The sequence below is a fragment of the Sphingomonas sp. M6A6_1c genome, from assembly GCF_053345135.1.
In genome coordinates, this window is the sequence record NZ_JBKEZO010000001.1 from 551,830 (window position 1) to 573,070 (window position 21,241).

Consider the following 21,241-nt stretch of genomic DNA (forward strand, 5'->3'; position numbering starts at 1 on the left):
CGACCGCGCATCGCTTGCGCCGGGCGACGCGATGCGCCAACCACCGTGCCGATGATCCAACGTCGGGAACGGCCATGAAGCGCTTCGAAGGCACACAAAGCTATGTCGCGACCGACGACCTCAAGGTCGCGGTCAACGCCGCGGTGACGCTGCGCCGCCCGCTGCTGGTCAAGGGCGAACCCGGCACCGGCAAGACCGTCCTCGCCTATGAGATCGCCAAGGCGACCGGCGCCGAGCTGATCGAGTGGAACGTCAAGTCGACCACCAAGGCGCAGCAGGGCCTGTACGAATATGACGCGGTCGCCCGGCTGCGCGACGGCCAGTTGGGCGATGCGCGCGTCCACGACATCGCCAATTACATCCGCCGCGGCAAATTGTGGGAGGCGTTCACCCGGCCGACCCCGCCGGTGCTGCTGATCGACGAGATCGACAAGGCCGATATCGAATTCCCCAACGACCTGTTGCAGGAACTCGATCGCATGGAATTCCACGTCTACGAGACGAAGGAGACGGTGCGCGCGGTGGAACGGCCGATCGTCGTCATCACCAGCAACAACGAAAAGGAGCTGCCCGACGCCTTCCTGCGCCGCTGCTTCTTCCACTATATCAAATTTCCCGATCGCGAGACGATGCAGGCGATCGTCGACGTCCACTTCCCCGGCATCCAGAAGATCCTGGTCGGCAAGGCGATGGACATCTTCTACGAGGTCCGCGACGTCCCCGGCCTCAAGAAGAAGCCGAGCACCAGCGAGTTGCTCGACTGGCTGAAGCTGCTGCTCCACGAGGACATGCCGCTCGACGTGCTCCAGAACCGCGACCCCACCAAGGCGATCCCGCCGCTCCACGGCGCATTGCTCAAGAACGAACAGGACATCATGCTGTTCGAACGCCTCGCGTTCATGGCCAAACGCCAGCGCTGATCCGGCGCGTTCTGCAAACGGTCGGAAGGGGCGTCATTCCACCCGCGCAACGACCGGCAACATTTTGCCGCTTTTATTGCCCGTTAACCATTACTGCCAATCTGCCAGTCATCCGCTTTGGCTTAACTCGCCCCGATGCGGGGCTTTTTTCCCATCTGCGGCCTGCTGGTCGCTGCCGCCCAGGCGGCAATACCCGTCGCGCCGCTCGGCGCGTCGGCCGGGCTGCTCGACTATGTCGGCCAGTGCGTGCCGTTTGCGCGCGCCGCGTCGGGGATCGAGATCTACGGCGATGCCTGGACGTGGTGGAACCAGGCCGAGGGCCGCTACGACCGCGGCCATCGTCCGCGTCAGGGGTCGGTGATCGTCTTCGCCAAGACCGGTCGCCTGCCGCTCGGTCATGTCGCGGTGGTCAGCCGCGTCGTCGAGCGTCGCGTGCTGATGCTCACCCACGCCAATTGGTCGCGCCAGAACGGCAAGCGCGGCCACGCCGAACAGGATGTCACGCTCTACGACGTCTCGCCGGGCAACGATTGGAGCGAGGTCAAGGTCTGGTATCGCGACGCCGAGGGGCTCGGCGGCGGCATCTATCCGGTCAAGGGGTTCATCTACGGCGGCCACCCCTCCCCGCAGCTCACCAGCCGCAACCCCGATTACGTCGGCGCTTTGATCGACGCCTATGTCCCCGGCGCCGGCCGGTAGACACGCGCGGCGGCACGCCTAAGATGCCGCCATGTTTCTCGCCTTCCTCGACGAGCTGCGCGCCGCCGGTATCCCGGCCAGCCTCAAGGAGCATCTCGTCCTGCTCGAAGCGCTCGACGCCGAGGTCATCGACCGCACCCCCGAGGACTTTTACTACCTCGCCCGCGCCACCTATGTGAAGGACGAAGGGCTGCTCGACCGGTTCGATCAGGTCTTCGCCAAGGTCTTCCGCGGCATAGCGACCAGCTACGGCACCGACGCGACCGAGCTTCCCGAGGACTGGCTGAAGGCGATCGCCGAGAAATACCTCACCCCCGAAGAGATGGCCCGCATCGAGTCGCTGGGATCGTGGGACGAGATCATGGCGACGCTCAAACAGCGTCTCGCCGAACAGGAGGGGCGCCACCAGGGTGGCAGCAAATGGATCGGCACCGGCGGCACCAGCCCGTTCGGCAACGGCGGCTACAATCCCGAAGGCGTCCGCATCGGCGGGGAAAGCCGCCACCAGCGTGCGATTAAGGTCTGGGACCAGCGCGAATTCCGCAACCTCGATTCGACCCGCGAACTCGGCACCCGCAACATCAAGGTCGCGCTCAGACGCCTGCGCCGCTTCGCGCGCGAGGGCGCGGCGGACGAACTCGACATCGACGGCACGATCGACGGCACCGCGCGCCAGGGCTGGCTCGACGTGCGGATGCGCCCCGAGCGGCGCAATGCGGTCAAGCTTTTGCTGTTCCTCGACGTCGGCGGCTCGATGGACCCATGGGTGACGCTGTGCGAGGAGCTGTTCAGCGCCGCCACCGCCGAGTTCAAGAACCTCGAATTCTTCTACTTCCACAATTGCCCGTATGAAGGCGTGTGGAAGGACAACCGCCGCCGCTTCGCCGAACGCACGCCGATGTGGGACGTGCTCCACAAATTCGGCCACGATTACAAGCTCGTGTTCGTCGGCGACGCCTCGATGAGCCCCTATGAGATCAGCCATCCCGGCGGCTCGGTCGAGCATAACAACGAGGAGGCCGGCGCGACGTGGATGCAGCGGCTGACCAACACCTATCCCGCGGCGGTATGGCTCAATCCGCTGCCCGCGCCGCAATGGGGCTACAGCCCGTCGATCCGCATGATCCGCGAGCTGATGAGCGAGCGCATGTACCCGCTGACGCTGGCGGGACTGGACGAGGCGATGCGGGAACTCACCCGCAAACGCTAGCCGCAGGCTGTCCTACATCCCCGACACGGGTTATAGACTCATCGTCCGCTCTGTCTCATCGCTACAGAAATGGAAACGATGGAAGTCGATCGTTTCCGTTAAGGTGTCCAACTTGTCCATGTTGGCCGGCACGGCAGGCGCTAAGGCCGGCTCACCACGCCGCCCGCCAGCGGCGCCGCCACCCCCGTCGTCCCCGGGAAGCTGATCGGCAGCCCGCGTAGCGTTCGCACCGCCATATAGGCGAACCCCTCCGCCTCCATCGCATCGCCGTTCCAGCCCAGCGCATCGCTCGGCTCGGGCACCAGCCCGGTCCGCTCGCCGATCATCCGCAGCAACGTCGGATTGTGTCGGCCGCCGCCCGCGACGATCAGCCGCCGCGGCCGCGCCGGCAGCCGGTCGATCGCCTCGTTGACGCTCGCCGCGGTGAAGGCGGTCAGCGTCGCCGCCCCGTCCGCCGCCGCCAGCCCCCGCGCCGGCTGGATGGTGAAATCGTTGCGGTCGAGGCTCTTGGGCGGCGCCAGTTCGAAGAAGGGATGATCGAGCATCCCGGTCAGCACCGCCTCGTCGACCCGCCCCGCCGCCGCCAGCGCGCCGCCCTCGTCGAACCGCGCACCCGTCTCCGCCTCGACCCAACTATCGATCAGCCCGTTCGCCGGGCCGGTGTCGAAGGCGACCAGCGCCCCGTCCGCACCGACGAAGGTGATGTTGCCCACCCCGCCCAGGTTGAGCACCGCGACCGGCCGCTCCAGCCCCGCGGTCAGCGCGGCATGATAGACCGGCAGCAACGGCGCGCCCTGCCCGCCCGCGGCGACGTCCGCGCTGCGGAAGTCGCCGACCACCGCGATACCCGTCGCCCGCGCCAGCACCGCGCCGTCGCCGATCTGCCACGTCCAGCCGCGATCGGGACGATGCGCCACCGTCTGGCCGTGATAGCCGATCACGTCGACCGCCCCCGCCTCGACGCCCGCCTCGCGCAGCAATTTGTGGACGGCGAAGGCATGCGTCCGGTCGATCAGCTCGCCCGCCGCGACCAGATCGGGGCTCGCGCGCGGCCGGTCGAAGGTCAGCGCCAGCGTCGTCGCCGCGGCGAGCTGCGCCCGCGCCGCATCGGAATAGGCCTCGCCGCGAAACGCGACGGCGCGCACCTCGCCCTCGCCATCGGTCTCGATCAGCGCCGCATCGATCCCGTCGAGCGACGTTCCGGACATCAACCCTATTGCCAGCATCACACGTCACTCCTCGGCAGGCGCTGTGCCGCCTGCCCCGGCCGCTGTCGAGCGATCAACCGCGGCGGACGCGGCACCGTCTGGCAAAAGCGCGCCGAAACGCCTATGTGCGCCTCTCTCATGGCAACTCGTCTCCCTTCTCCGCCGCGCGTCGGCATGGTGTCGCTCGGCTGTCCCAAGAATCTGGTCGACAGCGAACGCATCCTCACGCAGCTGCGCGCCGACGGCTATCAGATGTCCGCCGATTACGCCGGCGCCGACGTCGTGCTGGTCAACACCTGCGGCTTTCTTGATTCGGCGAAGGAGGAAAGCCTCGAGGCGATCGGCGAGGCGATCGCCGAGAACGGCCGCGTCATCGTGACGGGCTGCATGGGCAAAGAGGCCGAGGTGATCCGCGCCCGCTTCCCGCAGGTGCTCGCGGTCACCGGCGCGCATCAGTACGAACAGGTCGTCGAGGCGGTGCACGAGGCAGCGCCCGCCCACCTCTCGCCGTACATCGATCTGATCCCCGACGCGGGCCTGAAGCTGACGCCGCGCCATTACAGCTATCTGAAGATCTCGGAGGGCTGCAACCACCGCTGCTCCTTCTGCATCATCCCCAGCCTGCGCGGCGATCTCGTCAGCCGCCGCCCCGACGCGATCCTACGCGAGGCGGAGAAGCTCGTCGCCGCCGGCACGCGCGAACTGCTCGTCATCAGCCAGGACACCAGCGCCTACGGCATCGACATCCGCCGGGAGCCGCGGCTGTGGAAGGGGCAGGAGGTCGTGCCGCACATGACCGACCTCGCCCGCGAGCTCGGCAAGATCGCCCCCTGGGTCCGCCTCCACTACGTCTATCCCTACCCCCATGTCGACCAGGTCATCCCGCTGATGGCCGAGGGGCTGGTGCTTCCCTATCTCGACATTCCCTTCCAGCATGCCGCGCCGTCGGTGCTCAAGCGGATGAAGCGCCCCGGCAATGACGCCAAGGTCCTGAGCCGCATCCACCAGTGGCGCGAGATCTGCCCGGACATCGCAATCCGCTCGACCTTCGTCGTCGGCTTCCCCGGCGAGACCGAGGCGGATTTCGACTATCTGCTCGACTGGCTCGACGAGGCGCAGCTCGACCGGGTCGGCGCGTTCCGCTTCGAGCCGGTCGAGGGCGCCGCTGCCAACCTCCTGCCCGATCACGTGCCGGAGGAGGTAAAGGAAGAGCGCTACCAGCGGATCATGGCGAAGACCGCCGCGATCAGCGCCGCCAAGCTCGCCGCGAAGATCGGCCGCACCCTCCCCGTCATCATCGACGAAGTGGGCGAGGAAGGCGCCACCGGCCGCAGCCAGGCCGACGCGCCGGAGATCGACGGCCAGGTCTTCCTCCGCGACGCCGCGCATCTCACGGTCGGCGACATCGTCCCGGTAGCGATCGAGGATGCCGACGAGCACGACCTGTACGGCGTGCCGGTATAGACACTTAGCGCCCGACGCTGGACGTGCCGCCGCGTCCCGCGCAGAATGCGCGGATGGTACGCGAGCGGTTGGCGATGATGACCCGGCTGGCGGTGAGCGGCTATCGCTCGATCCGCGAGCTGACGCTCGAACTAGGGTCGCTCAATGTCGTCACCGGTGCCAACGGCTCGGGAAAGTCGAGCCTCTACCGGTCGCTGCGCCTGCTCGCCGAGGTCGCGCAGGGCCGCTTGATCGCTTCGCTGGCGCGGGACGGCGGGCTGCCCTCGGTGCTCTGGGCCGGGCCGGAAACCATCAGCTGCGACATGCGCGCCGGCCGCGTTCCGGTTCAGGGCACCGTGCGCAAGGGGCCGGTCAGCCTCAGGCTCGGCTTCGCCGGTCCCGATTTTGGTTATGCGATCGACCTCGGCCCGCCGCCGAGCGGCTACGGCTTCGTCGACGATCCCGAGATCAAGGTCGAGGCGATGTGGACCGGCGAGCTCCTCCGCCGCAGCGCAGTCTTCGCCAAGCGTCGCGGTCGCATCGTCAACCTGCGCACGACCGATACCGGCGAATGGCGCCGCAGCCCGCTCGAGGTCGGCCGCTTCGACTCGATGGTCTCGCACGCCGCCGATCCCGCCGGCGGCCTCGAACTGCTGATGATGCGCGAACGGATGCGCGATTGGCGCTTCTACGACGCGCTGCGCACCGATCACGACGCACCGGCGCGGCGGCCGCAAGTGGTGACCTATACGCCGGTGATGGCGGCCGACGGTGCGGACTTGCTCGCCGCGATCCGCACGATCCAGACGTTCGGCGACGCCGACGCGCTCGGCGCTGCGATCGACGATGCCTTCCCCGGCTCGGCGATCACCATGATCGACTCGGGTAGCGGCCATTCGACGCTGGCGATGGCACAGCCGGGCATGCTCCGCCCGCTCGGTGCCGCCGAACTGTCGGACGGCACGTTGCGCTATATCCTGCTCGTCGCCGCATTGCTGTCGCCCCAGCCGCCCGAGCTGATGGTGCTCAACGAGCCGGAGGCCAATCTGCACCCCGCGCTGCTCCCCGCGCTCGCTCGGCTGCTGATCGCCAGCGCCCGCACCTGCCAGATCATCGTCGTCTCGCACAGCACGTCGCTGGTCGAGGCGCTTCGCGACGGCGACGCGGTCCAAGAGATCGCGCTGGAGAAGGACATGGGCGAAACGCGCGCCGCCGGGCAGATCGCGCCGAAATGGGAATGGCCGAAACGCTGACGATTTCGCTATCGTGACCGCCGGACGATATGGCAGCTAGGCACGATGCTGTTCCGAACCTTCGCCGCCGCGGTGGCACTTACCGCCACCCCCCTCGCCGCCCAGACGCTCACCCCGGCCGAACAGGGTGCAATCGACAAGGTCGTCGCCGATGGCCTCGCCGCGACCGGCACGCCCTCGGCGCAGGTCGCGATCGTCCGCGGCGGGCGGATCGTGTTGACGAAGGCCTATGGCAAGCAGTCGGACACCGCCGCGGCGCGCACCGATGCGCCCTATCAGATCGCCTCGATCTCCAAGCAATTCACCGCCGCGGCGCTGCTGCTGCTCGAGGACGACGGCAAGCTGTCGATGGACGACACCGTCGCCAAATGGCTGCCGGGGATCAGCGGCGGCGACCGGATCACGATCCGCCAGTTGCTCAGCCATACCGCGGGCCTGCAGGATTACTGGCCGCAGGATTACAGTTTCCAGGCGATGGAGACGCCGACCACGCCGCAGGCGATCGTCGACCGCTGGGCGAAGAAGCCGCTCGACTTCGCGCCGGGCACGCAATGGCAATATTCCAACACCGGCTATGTCGTCGCCGGGCTGATCGCCGAAAAGGCGGCGGGCGAGCCGCTGATGACTTTGCTCGAACGACGGATCTTCAAACCGCTCGGCATCACCGCGATCGATCAGGACAAGGCGATCGGCGGACGCTTCCCGACCGGCTATCACCGCAACGCGCTCGGCCCGGTCCGTGCCGCGCCGCCGCCCGCCGACGGCTGGCTGTTCGCCGCGGGCGAATTGTCGATGAGCGCCGGCGATCTCGCCAAATGGGACGTGGCGCGGCTGAACCGCAGCCTGCTCCCTGCCGACGATTGGGCGGCGCAAGAGAAAGCGGTGCTGCTCACCGACGGCAGCACGACCAATTACGGCCTCGGCGTCAGCCTCGGCAAGCGCGCCGGGCAGCCCTTCGTCGAGCATAGCGGTGAGGCGGTCGGCTTCCTGTCGGAGAATATCGTCTATCCCGAGCAGAAAGCGGCGATCGTCGTGCTGACCAACGCCGATTTCGGCAATGCCTTCGTCAGCATCGCGCAGGGCATCGCCAAGGTCGTCCTCCCCGCCGATGCCGACGCGACCGAGGCGGCGAAGACCAAGGCGGCGCGCGCGATGTTCGACGCGCTGCGCGGCGGCACGCTCGACCGCACGCTGCTCACCGCGGACGCCGCTTATTATTTCACGCCGCAGGTGATCGCGGACTATCGCACCAGCCTGTCCGCGCTGGGCGAGCCAACCAGCTTCGAGAAAGCGGGGCAGACGCAATTGCGCGGCGGCTTCGTCCAGCGGCGCTACACCGTGACCTATCCCGGCCGGAAGCTGTCGATCGGCACCTTCGCCGAGCCCGACGGCGCCGAGCGCTACGAGCAATTCCTCGTCAGCCCGGCGAACTGACATGCCCGATATTCTGCTCCAGCCCGACCGCGGCCAGCCCGCCCGCACCATCGCCCTGATCGCGCCCGACGCCTATGACGCGTGGCTCGCCGCCCAGCCGCCGCGCGTCCGCACGGCGCTCGCCGCGCAGCGCTTCACCGGCAAGCCCGGCAGCCACGCCATCTACGCCGACGAGGAGGTGCAGGCGGTCGTCGTCGCCGCCACGCCCGACGTGTGGACGCTCGCCAGGCTCGCCGAGGCGCTTCCCGCCGGCACCTATCGCGTCGCCGGCGCGATCGGCCCCGCCGCGCTCGGCTGGCTGCTCGGCCAATATCGGTTCGATCGCTATCGCAAGGCGGACGACACCGGCGCACGCATCCTTCTTACGCAGGACGCCGCAGGCATCGAGGAAACCTTGCGCCTCGCCGCGGCGACCGGCTGGGTGCGCGACCTCGTCAACACCGGCGCGGGCGACCTCGGCCCCGCCGAGCTGGAAGCCGCCGCCGAACGGCTGGCGCGCGATCATCAGGCGAGCGTCACCGTCACGCGCGGCGATGCGCTCGCCACCGGCTATCCGATGATCCACGCGGTCGGTCAGGCGGCGGTCAAGGAACGCGCGCCGCGGCTCATAGAAATCGAATGGGGCGACCCCGCGCATCCCCGCATCGCCCTAGTCGGCAAGGGCGTGGTGTTCGATACCGGCGGGCTCGACATCAAGCCGTCGGCGGGCATGCGGCTGATGAAGAAGGATATGGGCGGCGCGGCGCATGCGCTGGCACTCGCCAGCCTGGTCATGGCGGCGCGGCTGCCGGTGCGGCTCCACCTGCTGATCCCGGCGGTCGAGAACGCCATCGCGGGCAATGCCTTCCGCCCCGGCGACGTGCTGCGCAGCCGGCTCGGGCCGACAGTGGAGAACACCAACACCGACGCCGAGGGCCGGCTGATCCTCGCCGACGCGCTGACCCGCGCCGGCGAAGCCAAGCCCGAGCTGATCCTCGACTTCGCCACGCTCACCGGCGCGGCGCGCGTCGCGCTCGGCCCCGATCTGCCGCCGTTGTTCACCGACGACGCATCGCTTGCCGCCGATCTGCTCGCCGCGGGCGACGCGCTCGACGACCCGCTCTGGCGGCTGCCGTTGTGGGACGCCTATGACGAGATGCTGAAGTCCGACATCGCCGACATGGTCAACGCCCCCGACGGCGGCTTCGCCGGCGCGATCACCGCCGCGCTGTTCCTGCGCCGTTTCGTTCCGAAGGACGTGGCGTGGGCGCATATGGACGTCTTCGCCTGGCGTCCCGCGGCGAAGCCGGGCCGGCCGAAGGGTGGCGACGCTTATGCGCTGCGCGCCTGCTATGCGGTGTTGAAGCAGCGCTACGGCGCGCGATGAGCGTCACCCGCCGCGATCCGCCCGGCGGCAGCGGCATCGCCGGCTGGTATGACGGCGCCGACCTGCCCGATTGCTACGCCGCGCCGCTGCCGCCGGGTCACGACGGGGATATCCACCGCATCGCGCTGGCGATCCTCGACCGGCCGTCGTGGTGGTTCCGCACGCTGCTGACGATCCGCGACGGCTTCGCGCGCAGCGCCGGGCTGCAGACGACGGACGATATCCGCCAGTCGGTCCCCGCCGACGCGCGCGTCGCCTTCTTCCCGATCCGCGCAAGATCGGCGGACGAGATCATCCTCGGCGAAGACGATCGCCACCTCGATTTCCGCCTCTCGCTGCTGGTCGACCGCCGCGCGGACGGCACCGCCACCGTCTTCGCGACGACGGTGGTCCGCTGCCGCAACCGGCTCGGCCGCGCCTATCTCGCCGCGATCACGCCGTTCCACCATCTCGTCGTCCGCTCCAGCCTCGCGCGCGCGGAGGCCGCCGGCTTCGCCGCGCGCTGACGGAGGCGTTTGAGCGCAAGCTACGGGATGCCGGGCGGGCGGCGACCGGCGCAAAGCGTGGCTCCACCATAGGAGCCAAGCCATGTCTTTTCGTATCCAGGGCCTCGATCCCGCACCGTTCCGGCACCTCATCGGGCGCACCGACGCGGCATTGGCGGCGCAGGGCGCAAGACGCTGTGTCGTCGATGCGCATCCCGGCTTTCCGGACCGGATCGAAGTGCGCGATCTGGCGATCGGCGAAACCGCGATCCTGCTCAACTACGAGCATCAGCCCGCCGGCACCCCCTATCGATCGCGTCACGCCATCTTCATCGGCGAAACGGCGACGCAGGCGCTCGACCGGATCGACATGATCCCCGATGCGCTGCGCATCCGCCCGATCTCGTTGCGCGCCTTCACCGCCGCCGGAGACATGACCGCGGCCGATCTCGCCGACGGCGAGCGACTCGTGCCCGTCATCGAGCGACTGCTCGCCGACCCGGCAATCGCCTATCTTCATGCGCATTATGCCAAGCCGGGCTGTTTCGCCGCCCGCATCACCCGCGCCTAGCGATCGATAGCAGGCGGATCGATGTCCCATTGCTGGTCGCGGAGCACGGTCGAGCGTACCGGCCGCCCCGCGGCGTCGCGCCAGGGATCGTAGCGGAAGCGCTTCTCGATCGCGGCGCAGGTCACCTGGTCCATCAGCGCATTGCCGCTCGACCGGGCGATCGTGCAGCCGGTGACGCGGCCGTTGGTCTCGACGCGGTAGCGGACGCCGACGACGCCGCGAAAGCCGGTGTCGAGGATCGCTTCGGGGATGTCGGATCCCTTGATCCGGCCGCTGACCAGCCGCGGCACCCGTTCCCAGCCGCTGCCGTCGCCATCGCCGTCGCCGCCCGCGCCATTGCCGTCGCCGATCCCGCCCGCACCGGTGCCCGGCCCCGCCCGGTCGGAGGCGCCGGACGTCGCCTGCGCGCCGATGTTGGGACGCGGCGCGACGACGATCGGCGGCGGCGGGGCGATCTGGACGATTGGCACCGGCGCGACGACCTCGGTCGCCTTGGAGCGGAGATTCGGCGGCGAGGCCCTGCCGCTCGCCCGGTTGATCCGCTTCGGCGGCGGTAGGACGCGCTCGGGGGGCGGCGGTTCGGGGGCGACCGTGAACGTCGCGAGCGCACTCTGCATCGGCGCGACGCCGGCCCGAAAGGCGAGTCCGAGCCACAGGACATAGCCGAGCGCCACGACGATGACGGCGGTCAGGGCGGCGGCGCCGAGCCGTTCGCGTAAGGGTGCAGGCGCGATCACGATGGTAAGATGATGACGCACTTCGCCTTTCGCAACGCTGACCGGCGGTGTGCAATCGCTCTCCCCAATCGTGGTCCCGGTTTTCGCCGGGATGACGAACGGGCTGCCCTACACCCCCGCCGCCGCCTCGATGATCGGCACGAACTTCGCGGCGGTCAGGCTCGCGCCGCCGACCAGCGCGCCGTCGACATTGTCGCAGGCGAGGATCGTCGCGGCATTCTCGCCGGTCACCGATCCGCCGTACAGGATGCGCACGCCGTCCGCGGCATCGCCGATCAGCGTGCGCAGCTTGGCGCGGGCGATCGCGTGGATCGCGCAGATCTGCTCCAGCGTCGGCGTGCGGCCGGTGCCGATCGCCCAGCGCGGTTCGTAGGCGAGCGTGAACCAGCTGCCGTCGGCATTGTCGGGCACCGATTTCTCGATCTGCGCCTGGACGACGCGCTCGGCGCGGTCGGCGTCGCGCTCCGCCTCGGTCTCGCCGCAGCAGGAGATGACGTGCAGCCCCTGCCGCCGCGCCGCCGCCGCCTTCGCCCAGGCGTCGTGGCTCGTCTCGCCCTGGTCCATCCGTCGCTCGCTATGGCCGACGATGGTGAAGCGCGCCCCCGCCTCCGCGACCATCGCCGCCGAGACGCAGCCGGTATGCGCGCCGCTGTCCGCCTCGTGCACGTCCTCCGCGCCGATCAGCAGGCCCGGTGCCCGGTCCGCCGCGGGTGCGATCAGCGTGAACGGCACCGCGACCATCACGTCGACGCCCGGCGCCCTGGCCGCGGCCGCGGCGATGCCGTCGAGTTCGGCGAGCGCGGCACGCGATCCGTTCATCTTCCAATTGCCCGCCACCAGCTTGCGCCGCGTCATCCGACCTCCTGTTTTACATGTTCAACAAACCCTGCCCGCCCGCGCGCTTGATGGCAAGCCGCTGCGCCCCTAAAGACGCTGCTCTTCAAGAGGGACGATCGGCCTTTTCATGCTCAGCTTTTTCCGCCGGATCATCAATTCCAAGGCCGGCATTGTCGTCACCTTCATCGTCCTCGGCGTGATCGCGCTCGCCTTCGCGGCGGGTGACATCACCGGATTGGCGGGGAATGGCACCAGCCTGTCGGGCAATAGCGTCGCCACCGTCGGCGGCGAGAAGATCACCGCCACCGAGCTGCGCGGCCGCGTCCAGACCGAGCTGCAGGCGGCATCGCAGGAGGCCGCGCGCCAGCAGCAGCCGGCACCGACGATGCAGCAACTGCTCGACCAGGGCGGCTTGCAGGCGACGCTGGACCGGACGATCAACGGCCTCGCGCTCGAAGCCTTCGGGCGCGGCCAGCATATGGTGGTCAGCAAGCGTTCGGTCGACGGCGTGATCGCCAGCATCCCCGGCCTCCGCGGCCCCAACGGCCAGTTCGATCCGGCCAATTACCAGCGGCTGCTCGCCGACCAGAAGCTCACCGATGCGCAGGTCCGCACCGACATCGCCCGCGACATCATCGCGCAGCAGCTCATGCTGCCGACGCAGGGCGCGACGCAGGTGCCGATGAAGGTCGCCTTGCCCTATGCCTCGCTGATGCTCGAAAAGCGCTCGGGTCAGGTCGCCTTCGTCCCCGCCAAGGCGGTCGACACCGGCCCGGCGCCGACCGACGCCGAGCAGCAGGCCTTCTATCGCCGCAACATCCAGCGCTACACCGTGCCCGAGCGCCGCGTCGTCCGCTATGCGGTGGTGACGCCGGATCAGGTCAAGGCACGCGCGGTGCCGACCGACGCCGAGATCGCCGCCGCCTACAACCAGCAGCGCAGCCGCTTCGCCGCCGCCGAGAAGCGCGACATCAGCCAGGTCGTCGTCGCCGATCAGGGCGGCGCCAATGCGCTCGCCGCCAAGGTGAAGGCCGGCACGCCGATCGCCGACGCCGCGCGCGCCGCCGGGCTCGAGCCCGCGGTGCAGACCGGCCTCACCAAGACCGCGTATGCCGCCGCGAGCAGCGCGGGCATCGCCGACGCCGCCTTCGCCGCGCCCAGCGGCGGCGTGGTCGGCCCGGTCCGCGGTCCGCTCGGCTGGGTCGTCGCCCGCGTCGAGAAGATCGAACAGGTGCCGGGCAAGACGCTCGAACAGGCGAAGCCAGAACTCGTCGCCGAACTGTCCAAGCGCAAGCTGCAACAGGCCCTCGCCGACGTGCACGATTCGCTCGACACGTCACTCGGCAAGAACGCCACCTTCGACGAGGCCGTCGCCGACCAGAAGCTGAGCGCGCAGACCACCGCGCCGTTGCTCGCCAACGGCACCAACCCCGATGCCCCCGCCGCGCGGCCCGATCCGGCGGTGGCGCCGATCGTCGCCGCCGCCTTCCAGATGGCCGAGGGCGATCCGGCGCAGCTGGTACCGGTCGGCCAGGACGGCGGCTTCGCGGTCGTCGCGATCGGCCGCGTCGTCCACGCCGCCCCGCGGCCGCTCGATCAGGTCAAGGCGCAGGTCGTCGCCGACGTCACCGCCGATCGGGCGCGCACCGCCGCGCGCAAGCTCGCGACTGACATCCTCGCCAAGGTCAACAAGGGCACGCCGCTGGCGCAGGCGATGGCCGCCTCGGGCCGTGCGCTGCCGCCGGTGCAGACCGCCGGCGCCAGCCGTGCGCAGCTCGCCGCGGCGCAGGGCAACGTCCAGCCGGCGCTCGCGCTGCTGTTCTCGATGGCCAAGGGCAATGCCAAGCTGCTGGAGGCGCCGAACAACGCCGGCTGGCTGATCGTCAAGCTCAATACGATCGTCCCCGGCAACGCCGCCGGCACGCCCGCCGCCGTCGCCGGCGCGCGCGGCAGCATCGCCCGGCTCGTCGGCCGCGAATATGCCGAACAGTTCGCGCGCGCGGTCCGCAACGCGGTCGGCGTCAAGACCGATGCCGCAGCCCTGGCCCGCGTCCGCGCCGACCTCGCCGGCAACACCGGCGGCAATTGAGGTGAAGGCGCCGACCGCCGCCGCCGAGACGCTGGCCGCCGGTCGCCCGGCGTTCGTCTGGCGGCGGCAGGTCGCCGATACCGAGACGCCGGTCGCCGCCGCGCTCAAGCTCATCGAGCCCGGGCGCGGCGACTATCTGCTCGAATCGGTCGAGGGCGGCGCGACACGCGGGCGGCACAGCCTGATCGGCCTCGCCCCCGACCTCGTCTTCCGCGCGCACGGCGACACCGCCGAGATCAACCGCCGGTGGGCCACCGACCGCGAGGCGTTCGAGCCCGCGGGCATGCCGACGCTCGAAGCGCTGCGCAGGCTGGTGGCCGAATGCCAGGGCGACGTGCCCGCCGAACTGCCCAGGGCGCTTGCCTGCCTCGTCGGCTATTTCGGTTATGAGACGATCCGGCTGGTCGAACGGCTCGACGCACCCGCCGCCGATCCGCTCGGTCTCCCCGACATGCTGTTCGTCCGGCCGACGGTGATCTGCGTCTTCGACCGGCTCGCCGACGCGCTCTATCTGGTCGCGCCGGTCTGGCCCGATGCGGCGCGCGATCCCGCGCAGCTCGTCGCCGAAGCGGAAGACCGGCTCGACGGCATCGCCGCCCGCCTCGCCAACACGCCGCTGCCCGCGCCGGTGCGGGCGGGCGCGGACGATCTCGCCTATACGCCGGCGATCCCGCCGGCGGACTATGCCCGCATGGTGACGCGGGCGCAGGACTATATCGCCGCGGGCGACATCTTTCAGGTGGTGCTGGCGCAGCGCTTTTCGGCGCCCTTCGCGCTGCCGCCGTTCGAGCTGTATCGCAGCCTGCGGCGGATCAACCCGTCGCCCTTCCTCTACCATCTCGATCTGCCCGGCTTCGCGCTGATCGGGTCGAGCCCGGAGATTCTCGTCCGGGTCCGCGACGGCGAAGTGACGATTCGGCCGATCGCCGGCACCCGCCCGCGCGGCAAGACCGCCGCCGAGGACGAGACGAACCGCGCCAGCCTGCTCGCCGATCCCAAGGAACGCGCCGAGCATCTGATGCTGCTCGATCTCGGGCGCAACGACGTCGGCCGCTCCGCCGCGCCCGGCTCGGTCCGGGTGACGGCGAGCTATGGCATCGAATTGTACAGCCACGTCATGCACATCGTCTCGAACGTCGTCGGCCGGTTATCGCCGACCGCCGATGCTATCGACGCGTTGCTCGCCGGGTTTCCCGCCGGCACGGTCAGCGGCGCGCCCAAGGTACGCGCCTGCCAGATCATCGCCGAGCTCGAACCCGAACGCCGCGGTGCCTATGCCGGCGGTGTCGGCTATTTCTCGCCCGACGGATCGATGGACAGCTGCATCGTGCTGCGCACCGCGGTGGTGAAGGATGGCACGATCCACGCGCAGGCGGGCGCGGGCATCGTCGCCGACAGCGATCCTGCTTCGGAACAGCGCGAGTGCGAAGCCAAGGCCGGCGCCATCCTCGCCGCCGCGCGCGATGCGGTCAGCCGCGCCGCCCAGGGCGGCTTCGGCCAGTAACCGCCGCCGCGCCGACGCGCGGCGACCTTCGATTGGCGATCAGGGGACCGAGGAATCGGCATCCTGCTTGGCGCGGCGCTCTGCCGCCCATTGGCGGTTGGTGGCCAGCGCGCAGCCGCTCTGGCCACCGGTGCCGACCGGCGAACAGGTATCGGGCAGACCGCCGGCGGCACGGCCGACCTGGTCCATCGTCGCGGCGCGATTGCCCCACGCCTGGTTCTTGGCGGGGATCGGGCCGCTGTCGCGGAACTGCTTGGGAATGCGATAGGGCTGTTCGAGCGTCGAGCAGATGACGATCTCGGTATCGCTGCTCTGCGGGCATTTCTGCCCGACGCCGAGCGTGACCGCGCGGACGCGCTGCGGCGGGGTGCCCGACCCTGCCGTATCCGCCACCGGCGCGCTCTGCGCACCGGCGACCGCGGGCAACGCGATCAAAGCGGCAATCATAAACGGGCGGAACATGGCATGCGTCTCCTTTGCGGCTTCAACGTGCAGGCGACGCAGTTTCTCCCGGCGCGCGACACGGAGCGGTTATAAGCGGCGGCAGATTGCTACAGGATTGCCGGGACGCAACAGGCGTTGCACCGGCGCGGGCATCGTTTATGGCGGCGCGATGATCTTGGTCGTCGACAATTACGACAGCTTCACCTGGAACCTCGTCCACTATCTCATGGAGCTGGGCAGCGAGGTCGAGGTGGTGCGCAACGATGCCATCTCGGCGGGACAGGCGCTGTCGTCGGGTGCCGAGGCGTTCCTGATCTCGCCCGGCCCGTGCACGCCGACCGAGGCGGGGGTGAGCCTCGATCTCGTCGCCGCCGCCGCGGATGCGGGACGGCCGTTGCTCGGCGTCTGCCTCGGCCATCAGGCGATCGGTCAGCATTTCGGCGGCCGCGTTCAACGCGGTGGCCTGATGCACGGCAAGACCTCGCCGGTGGCGCACGACGGCACCGGGCTGTTCGAGGGCCTGCCCTCGCCATTCACCGCGACGCGTTATCACAGCCTGATCGTCAACGACGTGCCCGCGCCGCTGGTCGTCAATGCGCGCGCCGACGACGGCAACGTCATGGGCTTCCGCCACGCGACGCTGCCGATCCACGGCGTCCAATTCCATCCCGAAAGCATCGCCACCGAACACGGCCATGCGATGCTCGCCAATTTCCTGCGCATCGCCGGCATCGCGGTGAAGGCGGCGGCGTGAGCGTCCGCGCACTCCTGCCCGATCCCGCGACGCCGCTGTCGCGCGAGAGCGCGGCGCAGGCCTTCGCCGACATCCTCGACGCGCGCGTGTCGGAAGAGGCGATCGCCGCCTTCCTCATCGCGCTGTCCGACCGCGGCGAGACCAGCATCGAGATCGCCGAGGCCGCCCGCGCGCTGCGCGCCCGGCTGATTCCGATCGCCGCACCCGTCGGCGCGATCGACGTCTGCGGCACCGGCGGCGACGGCCACCACACGCTCAACGTCTCGACCGCGGTGGCGCTGGTCGTCGCGGCCTGCGGCGTGCCGGTCGCCAAGCACGGCAACCGTGCCGCGTCGTCCAAGGCCGGCGCCGCCGACACGCTGGAGGCGATCGGCCTCGACATGACCGTCGCCGGCGCCACCGCGGAGGGCAGCCTCGCCGATCTCGGCATCGCCTTCCTCTTTGCCGCCAACCATCATCCGGCGATGGCGCGGATCACCCCGATCCGCCGCCGCATCGGCAAGCGCACGATCTTCAACCTGATGGGGCCGCTCGCCAATCCGGCGCATGTCACGCATCAGCTGATCGGCATCGCCCGCCCCGATTACGCCGGCCTCTATGCCGAGGCGCTCGAACAGCTCGGCACGACCCGCGCCGCGGTGATCTCCGGCGAGGAGGGGCTCGACGAACTCTCCACCGCCGGCCCGAGCATCGCGGTCAACGTCGGCAGCGCGACGCTGCCGCGCACGATCGTGCCGGAGGATGCGGGCCTGCCGCGCCATCCGCTCGCCGCGATCCGCGGCGGCGACCCTACCTATAACGCCGCCGCGCTGCGCCGCCTGCTCGCCGGCGAGGCGGGCGCCTATCGCGACGCGGTGCTGCTCAACGCCGCCGCCGCACTGGTCGTCGCCGACCACAGCCCCCATCTCACCGCCGGCGCGCATGCCGCCGCGGCCGCGCTCGACGACGGCCGCGCGGGCGCGCTGCTCGACGCCTGGATCGCCTACCGATGACCATCCTCTCCCGCATCATCGAAACCAAACGTGCCGAGGTCGCCGCGCGCAAGGCGACGACCAGCCTCGCCGACCTCGACACGCGCATCGCCGCGGTGACGAAGCCGCGCGGCTTCCGCGCCGCGCTCGACGCCAAGCCGGGCCATGCGCTGATCGCCGAGATCAAGAAGGCGAGCCCGTCCAAGGGGTTGATCCGCGCCGATTTCGATCCCCCCGCCCACGCCCGCGCCTATCAGGCCGGCGGGGCCGCCTGCCTCTCGGTGCTCACCGACGAACAATGGTTCCAGGGTTCGGACGAGTATCTCATCGCCGCGCGCGCCGCCTGCGAGCTGCCGGTGATCCGCAAGGACTTCATGGTCGATCCGTGGCAGGCGACCGAGAGCCGCTCGATCGGCGCCGATGCGATCCTCATCATCGTCGCCGCGCTCGACGACAATCAGATGGCGGAAATCGAGGGCTCGGCGCTCGACTGCGGCATGGACGTGCTGGTCGAGGTCCACGACGCGCACGAGCTCGACCGCGCGCTCAAGCTCAAGTCGCGGCTGATCGGCGTCAACAACCGCGACCTGCGCGATTTCTCGGTCGATTTCGCCCGCACCTACGAACTGGTCGACAAGGCGCCCAAGGGCTGCACCTTTGTCGCCGAGAGCGGGCTGGAAACGCCTGCCGACCTCGATGCGATGGCCGAACATGGCGTGCGCTGCTTCCTGATCGGCGAGGCGCTGATGCGCGCCGACGATGTCGAGGCGGCGACGCGGGCGATGATCGGTTGACCCGCCTGACCCACCTCGACGCCGATGGCGCGGCGCATATGGTCGATGTCGGCGACAAGGCGGTGACCAGCCGCCACGCCGTCGCCACCGGCCGTATCGCGGTCGCGCCCGATGCGCTCGCCGCGATCCGCGACGGTGCGGCGAAGAAGGGCGACGTGCTCGCCGTCGCCCGCGTCGCCGGCATCATGGCGGCGAAGAAGACCGCCGAGCTGATCCCGCTCTGCCACCCCCTTCCCCTCACCCGCGTCACGGTCGATCTGGAGCTGGACGACACCGGCATCACCGCCACCGCGCTTGCCAAGACGGACGGCAAGACCGGCGTCGAGATGGAGGCGCTCACCGCCGTCTCGGTCGCGCTGCTGACCATCTACGACATGGCGAAAGCGATGGACCGCGGTATGACGATCTCGGGCATCCGCCTGCTCGAAAAGGCCGGCGGCAAGTCCGGCGACTGGCGCGCCTGACGCCATGGCCTTGCTGCCGATCGCCGAGGCGCAAGCCCGCCTGTTCGCCTCGGCGGCCCCGGTCGCCGTCGAGGACGTACCACTCGGCCAGGCCCACGGACGCTGGGCCGCCGCCGACGTCGCCGCCCACCGGACGCAGCCGGCGACCGATCTGTCGGCGATGGACGGCTATGCGATCCGCTTCGCCGACCTCCCCGGACCCTGGAGGCTGATCGGCGAAAGCGCCGCCGGCCGTCCCTTCGCAGGCCCGGTCGGTCCGGGCGAGACGGTCCGCATCTTCACCGGCGCGGCGATGCCCGCGGGCGCCGATACGGTGATGATCCAGGAGGAAGTCGCCGCCGACGGCACGACGATCCGGCTGACCGGCGAAGGTCCGCCGAGACTGGGCCGCAACACCCGCCGCCGCGGCCTCGACTTCACGACCGGCGACCGGCTGATCGCGCAGGGCGAGCGGCTCACGCCGGCGCGGATCGCGGTCGCGGCGACCGGCGGGGTGGCGATGATTGCCGTCCATCGCCGCGTGCGGGTCGCGATCTGCGCCACAGGCGACGAACTCGTCGAGCCCGGTCAGGGGAACACCCCCGACGCGCTGCCCGAATCGAACCGCGCGATGCTGGCGGCGCTGCTCGCCGACCTGCCGATCGATCTCGTCGACCTCGGCATCCTGCCCGACGATCTCGGCACGCTGCGCGACGTCTTCGCCGGCGTCGACGCCGACCTGCTCGTCACCACCGGCGGTGCCTCGGTCGGCGACCACGATCTCGTCCGCCCGGCGCTCGAAGCCGCCGGTGGCGCGATCGATTTCTGGCGGATCGCGCTGCGTCCCGGCAAGCCGATGATGGCGGGGCGGCTCGCCGACACCATCCTGCTCGGCCTGCCCGGCAATCCGGTGTCGGCCTTCGTCACCGCCTTGCTGTTCGTCAAACCGCTGATCGCGCATCTGGCCGGCGCCGCCGACCCGCTGCCGCGCACGACGATGACGATCCTCGGCGAAGACCTGCCCGCGAACGGTCCGCGCACCGACTATCTGCGCGCCGAGCTGCGCGATGGCCGGGCCTATGCCTCGACCATTCAGGACAGTTCGATGCTGCTCACGCTCGCCCGCTCGCACTGCCTGATCGTGCGGCCGATCGACGCACCCGCCGCCAGCGCGGGCGACTCGGCAGAAATCCTCGTCATCGCTTGACGGGCGCCATCCTGTTCCCTAGAAGTTCCGCGTCTGTTCCGACGGGGAAGGTCCGCTCATGCTCACGCGCAAGCAACACGAGCTCGTTTGCTTCATCAACGACCGGTTGGAAGAAACCGGCATCTCGCCTTCGTTCGAGGAGATGAAGGAAGCGCTCGACCTCAAATCCAAATCGGGCGTGCACCGCCTGATCAGCGCGCTCGAGGAACGGCATTTCATCCGCCGCCTGCCCAACCGCGCCCGCGCGCTCGAAGTGCTGCGCATGCCGGAACGCTCGGAGCGCAAGCCTGCACCGGCGACGCCCGCGCCCGCCCCGGCCCCCGCGAAGACCGGCAACGTCCGCGCCGCGGCGACGCCGGCGAACGACGTCATCGAGATCCCGCTGCACGGCCGCATCGCCGCCGGTGTCCCGATCGAGGCGTTCGAGGGGAGCTCGATGCTCGCGGTGCCCGCCGCCCTGCTCGGCTCGGGCGAACATTATGCGCTGGAAGTATCTGGCGATTCGATGGTCGAGGCGGGCATCCTCGACGGCGATTACGCGCTGATCCGGCGGACCGAGGTCGCCCGCGACGGCGAGATCGTCGTCGCGCTGATCGACGACAGCGAGGCGACGCTCAAATATTTCCGTCGCGAGGGCGCGATGGTCCGGCTCGACCCGGCCAACCGCGCCTACGAACCGCAGCGCTACGTGCCGTCGCACGTTCGCGTACAGGGCAAATTGTCGGGCATCCTGCGCCGCTACGATTGAGCCGGACGGGGGGCGAACGCCTTGCGGACGTGCCCTCCTGTATCCATCGGCTGCACCGAAGCATTACCCCCTTTCCGTCACCCCGGGCTCGACCGAGACCTCTGCGAAAGTCGTCCCAGTGCTC

Annotated in this window: 21 protein-coding genes; 17 read left to right on the forward strand and 4 right to left on the reverse strand. The window is 69.9% G+C overall.

Features of this window, described 5'->3' with window-relative positions; genetic code table 11:
• Positions 1-74: 74 nt before the first annotated feature.
• From ACLBWH_RS02480 to ACLBWH_RS02490, 3 genes are all read left to right on the forward strand, one after another.
• Positions 75-920 (forward strand): AAA family ATPase, encoded by an 846-nt coding sequence (locus ACLBWH_RS02480; protein ID WP_322847840.1) that lies wholly within the window; start codon positions 75-77, stop codon positions 918-920.
• Positions 921-1,055: 135 nt separating this feature from the next.
• The gene (locus tag ACLBWH_RS02485) at positions 1,056-1,619 is read left to right on the forward strand and encodes a CHAP domain-containing protein (RefSeq protein ID WP_447796515.1); all 564 of its coding nucleotides are present in this window, start codon (positions 1,056-1,058) and stop codon (positions 1,617-1,619) included.
• A 31-nt stretch (positions 1,620-1,650) separates the two neighbouring features.
• Positions 1,651-2,829, forward strand: a complete 1,179-nt coding sequence (locus ACLBWH_RS02490) for a vWA domain-containing protein (RefSeq protein ID WP_447796517.1) — start codon at positions 1,651-1,653, stop codon at positions 2,827-2,829.
• 140 nt (positions 2,830-2,969) lie between these two features.
• Here the strand turns inward: ACLBWH_RS02490 and ACLBWH_RS02495 are convergent, their stop codons facing one another.
• Positions 2,970-4,055, reverse strand: a complete 1,086-nt coding sequence (locus ACLBWH_RS02495; protein ID WP_322848059.1) for an anhydro-N-acetylmuramic acid kinase — start codon at positions 4,053-4,055, stop codon at positions 2,970-2,972.
• 120 nt (positions 4,056-4,175) lie between these two features.
• Between ACLBWH_RS02495 and rimO the strand changes: the two genes are divergently transcribed.
• The 6 genes from rimO to ACLBWH_RS02525 all read left to right on the forward strand — a co-directional run bounded on the left by rimO (position 4,176) and on the right by ACLBWH_RS02525 (position 10,589).
• Positions 4,176-5,501 (forward strand): 30S ribosomal protein S12 methylthiotransferase RimO, encoded by a 1,326-nt coding sequence (gene rimO / locus ACLBWH_RS02500; protein ID WP_447796519.1) that lies wholly within the window; start codon positions 4,176-4,178, stop codon positions 5,499-5,501.
• A gap of 23 nt (positions 5,502-5,524) precedes the next feature.
• Positions 5,525-6,733, forward strand: coding sequence for an AAA family ATPase (locus ACLBWH_RS02505; protein WP_447796520.1), 1,209 nt, complete (start codon positions 5,525-5,527; stop codon positions 6,731-6,733).
• Positions 6,734-6,778: 45 nt separating this feature from the next.
• On the forward strand, positions 6,779-8,167 hold the full coding sequence (locus ACLBWH_RS02510) for a serine hydrolase domain-containing protein (protein WP_447796522.1): 1,389 nt from the start codon (positions 6,779-6,781) through the stop codon (positions 8,165-8,167).
• Position 8,168: 1 nt separating this feature from the next.
• A complete protein-coding gene (locus ACLBWH_RS02515) occupies positions 8,169-9,533 on the forward strand; it encodes a leucyl aminopeptidase family protein (RefSeq protein WP_447796523.1) in 1,365 nt (454 codons plus the stop codon).
• Positions 9,530-10,039 (forward strand): DUF2867 domain-containing protein, encoded by a 510-nt coding sequence (locus ACLBWH_RS02520; protein WP_447796525.1) that lies wholly within the window; start codon positions 9,530-9,532, stop codon positions 10,037-10,039. The genes ACLBWH_RS02515 and ACLBWH_RS02520 overlap by 4 nt, the downstream gene beginning before the upstream one ends.
• A gap of 82 nt (positions 10,040-10,121) precedes the next feature.
• Complete coding sequence (locus ACLBWH_RS02525) at positions 10,122-10,589, forward strand: DUF1203 domain-containing protein (RefSeq protein ID WP_447796527.1); 468 nt, start codon at positions 10,122-10,124, stop codon at positions 10,587-10,589.
• On the opposite strand, the gene ACLBWH_RS02530 is transcribed toward ACLBWH_RS02525, so the two are convergent.
• The gene (locus ACLBWH_RS02530; RefSeq protein ID WP_447796529.1) at positions 10,586-11,326 is read right to left on the reverse strand and encodes an energy transducer TonB; all 741 of its coding nucleotides are present in this window, start codon (positions 11,324-11,326) and stop codon (positions 10,586-10,588) included. The two genes, ACLBWH_RS02525 and ACLBWH_RS02530, sit on opposite strands and share 4 nt — an antisense overlap.
• Positions 11,327-11,434: 108 nt before the next feature.
• Complete coding sequence (gene tpiA, locus ACLBWH_RS02535; protein ID WP_322847832.1) at positions 11,435-12,181, reverse strand: triose-phosphate isomerase; 747 nt, start codon at positions 12,179-12,181, stop codon at positions 11,435-11,437.
• A gap of 109 nt (positions 12,182-12,290) precedes the next feature.
• On the opposite strand from tpiA, the gene ACLBWH_RS02540 reads away from it, so the two are divergent.
• Complete coding sequence (locus tag ACLBWH_RS02540; protein WP_447796530.1) at positions 12,291-14,252, forward strand: peptidyl-prolyl cis-trans isomerase; 1,962 nt, start codon at positions 12,291-12,293, stop codon at positions 14,250-14,252.
• 1 nt (position 14,253) lies between these two features.
• Positions 14,254-15,756, forward strand: coding sequence for an anthranilate synthase component I (gene trpE / locus ACLBWH_RS02545; protein WP_447796532.1), 1,503 nt, complete (start codon positions 14,254-14,256; stop codon positions 15,754-15,756).
• Positions 15,757-15,795: 39 nt separating this feature from the next.
• Here trpE and ACLBWH_RS02550 read toward each other — a convergent pair whose 3' ends face one another.
• The gene (locus ACLBWH_RS02550; protein ID WP_322847830.1) at positions 15,796-16,218 is read right to left on the reverse strand and encodes a hypothetical protein; all 423 of its coding nucleotides are present in this window, start codon (positions 16,216-16,218) and stop codon (positions 15,796-15,798) included.
• 151 nt (positions 16,219-16,369) lie between these two features.
• Between ACLBWH_RS02550 and ACLBWH_RS02555 the strand changes: the two genes are divergently transcribed.
• Genes ACLBWH_RS02555 through lexA form a run of 6 tightly spaced genes read left to right on the forward strand, consistent with a single transcriptional unit; the run spans position 16,370 to position 21,117 of the window.
• Positions 16,370-16,954 (forward strand): anthranilate synthase component II, encoded by a 585-nt coding sequence (locus ACLBWH_RS02555; protein WP_322847829.1) that lies wholly within the window; start codon positions 16,370-16,372, stop codon positions 16,952-16,954.
• Complete coding sequence (gene trpD / locus ACLBWH_RS02560; RefSeq protein WP_447796535.1) at positions 16,951-17,946, forward strand: anthranilate phosphoribosyltransferase; 996 nt, start codon at positions 16,951-16,953, stop codon at positions 17,944-17,946. Before ACLBWH_RS02555 ends, trpD begins: the two co-directional genes overlap by 4 nt.
• On the forward strand, positions 17,943-18,719 hold the full coding sequence (trpC, locus tag ACLBWH_RS02565) for an indole-3-glycerol phosphate synthase TrpC (RefSeq protein WP_447796537.1): 777 nt from the start codon (positions 17,943-17,945) through the stop codon (positions 18,717-18,719). Before trpD ends, trpC begins: the two co-directional genes overlap by 4 nt.
• Positions 18,716-19,183 carry a cyclic pyranopterin monophosphate synthase MoaC gene (gene moaC / locus ACLBWH_RS02570; RefSeq protein WP_447796539.1) on the forward strand — a complete coding sequence of 156 codons (468 nt, stop codon included), beginning with the start codon at positions 18,716-18,718 and terminating at the stop codon, positions 19,181-19,183. Before trpC ends, moaC begins: the two co-directional genes overlap by 4 nt.
• A 4-nt stretch (positions 19,184-19,187) precedes the next feature.
• On the forward strand, positions 19,188-20,369 hold the full coding sequence (locus ACLBWH_RS02575; RefSeq protein ID WP_447796540.1) for a molybdopterin molybdotransferase MoeA: 1,182 nt from the start codon (positions 19,188-19,190) through the stop codon (positions 20,367-20,369).
• Between the two features lie 58 nt (positions 20,370-20,427).
• Complete coding sequence (lexA, locus tag ACLBWH_RS02580) at positions 20,428-21,117, forward strand: transcriptional repressor LexA (RefSeq protein WP_322847824.1); 690 nt, start codon at positions 20,428-20,430, stop codon at positions 21,115-21,117.
• Positions 21,118-21,241: the final 124 nt, after the last annotated feature.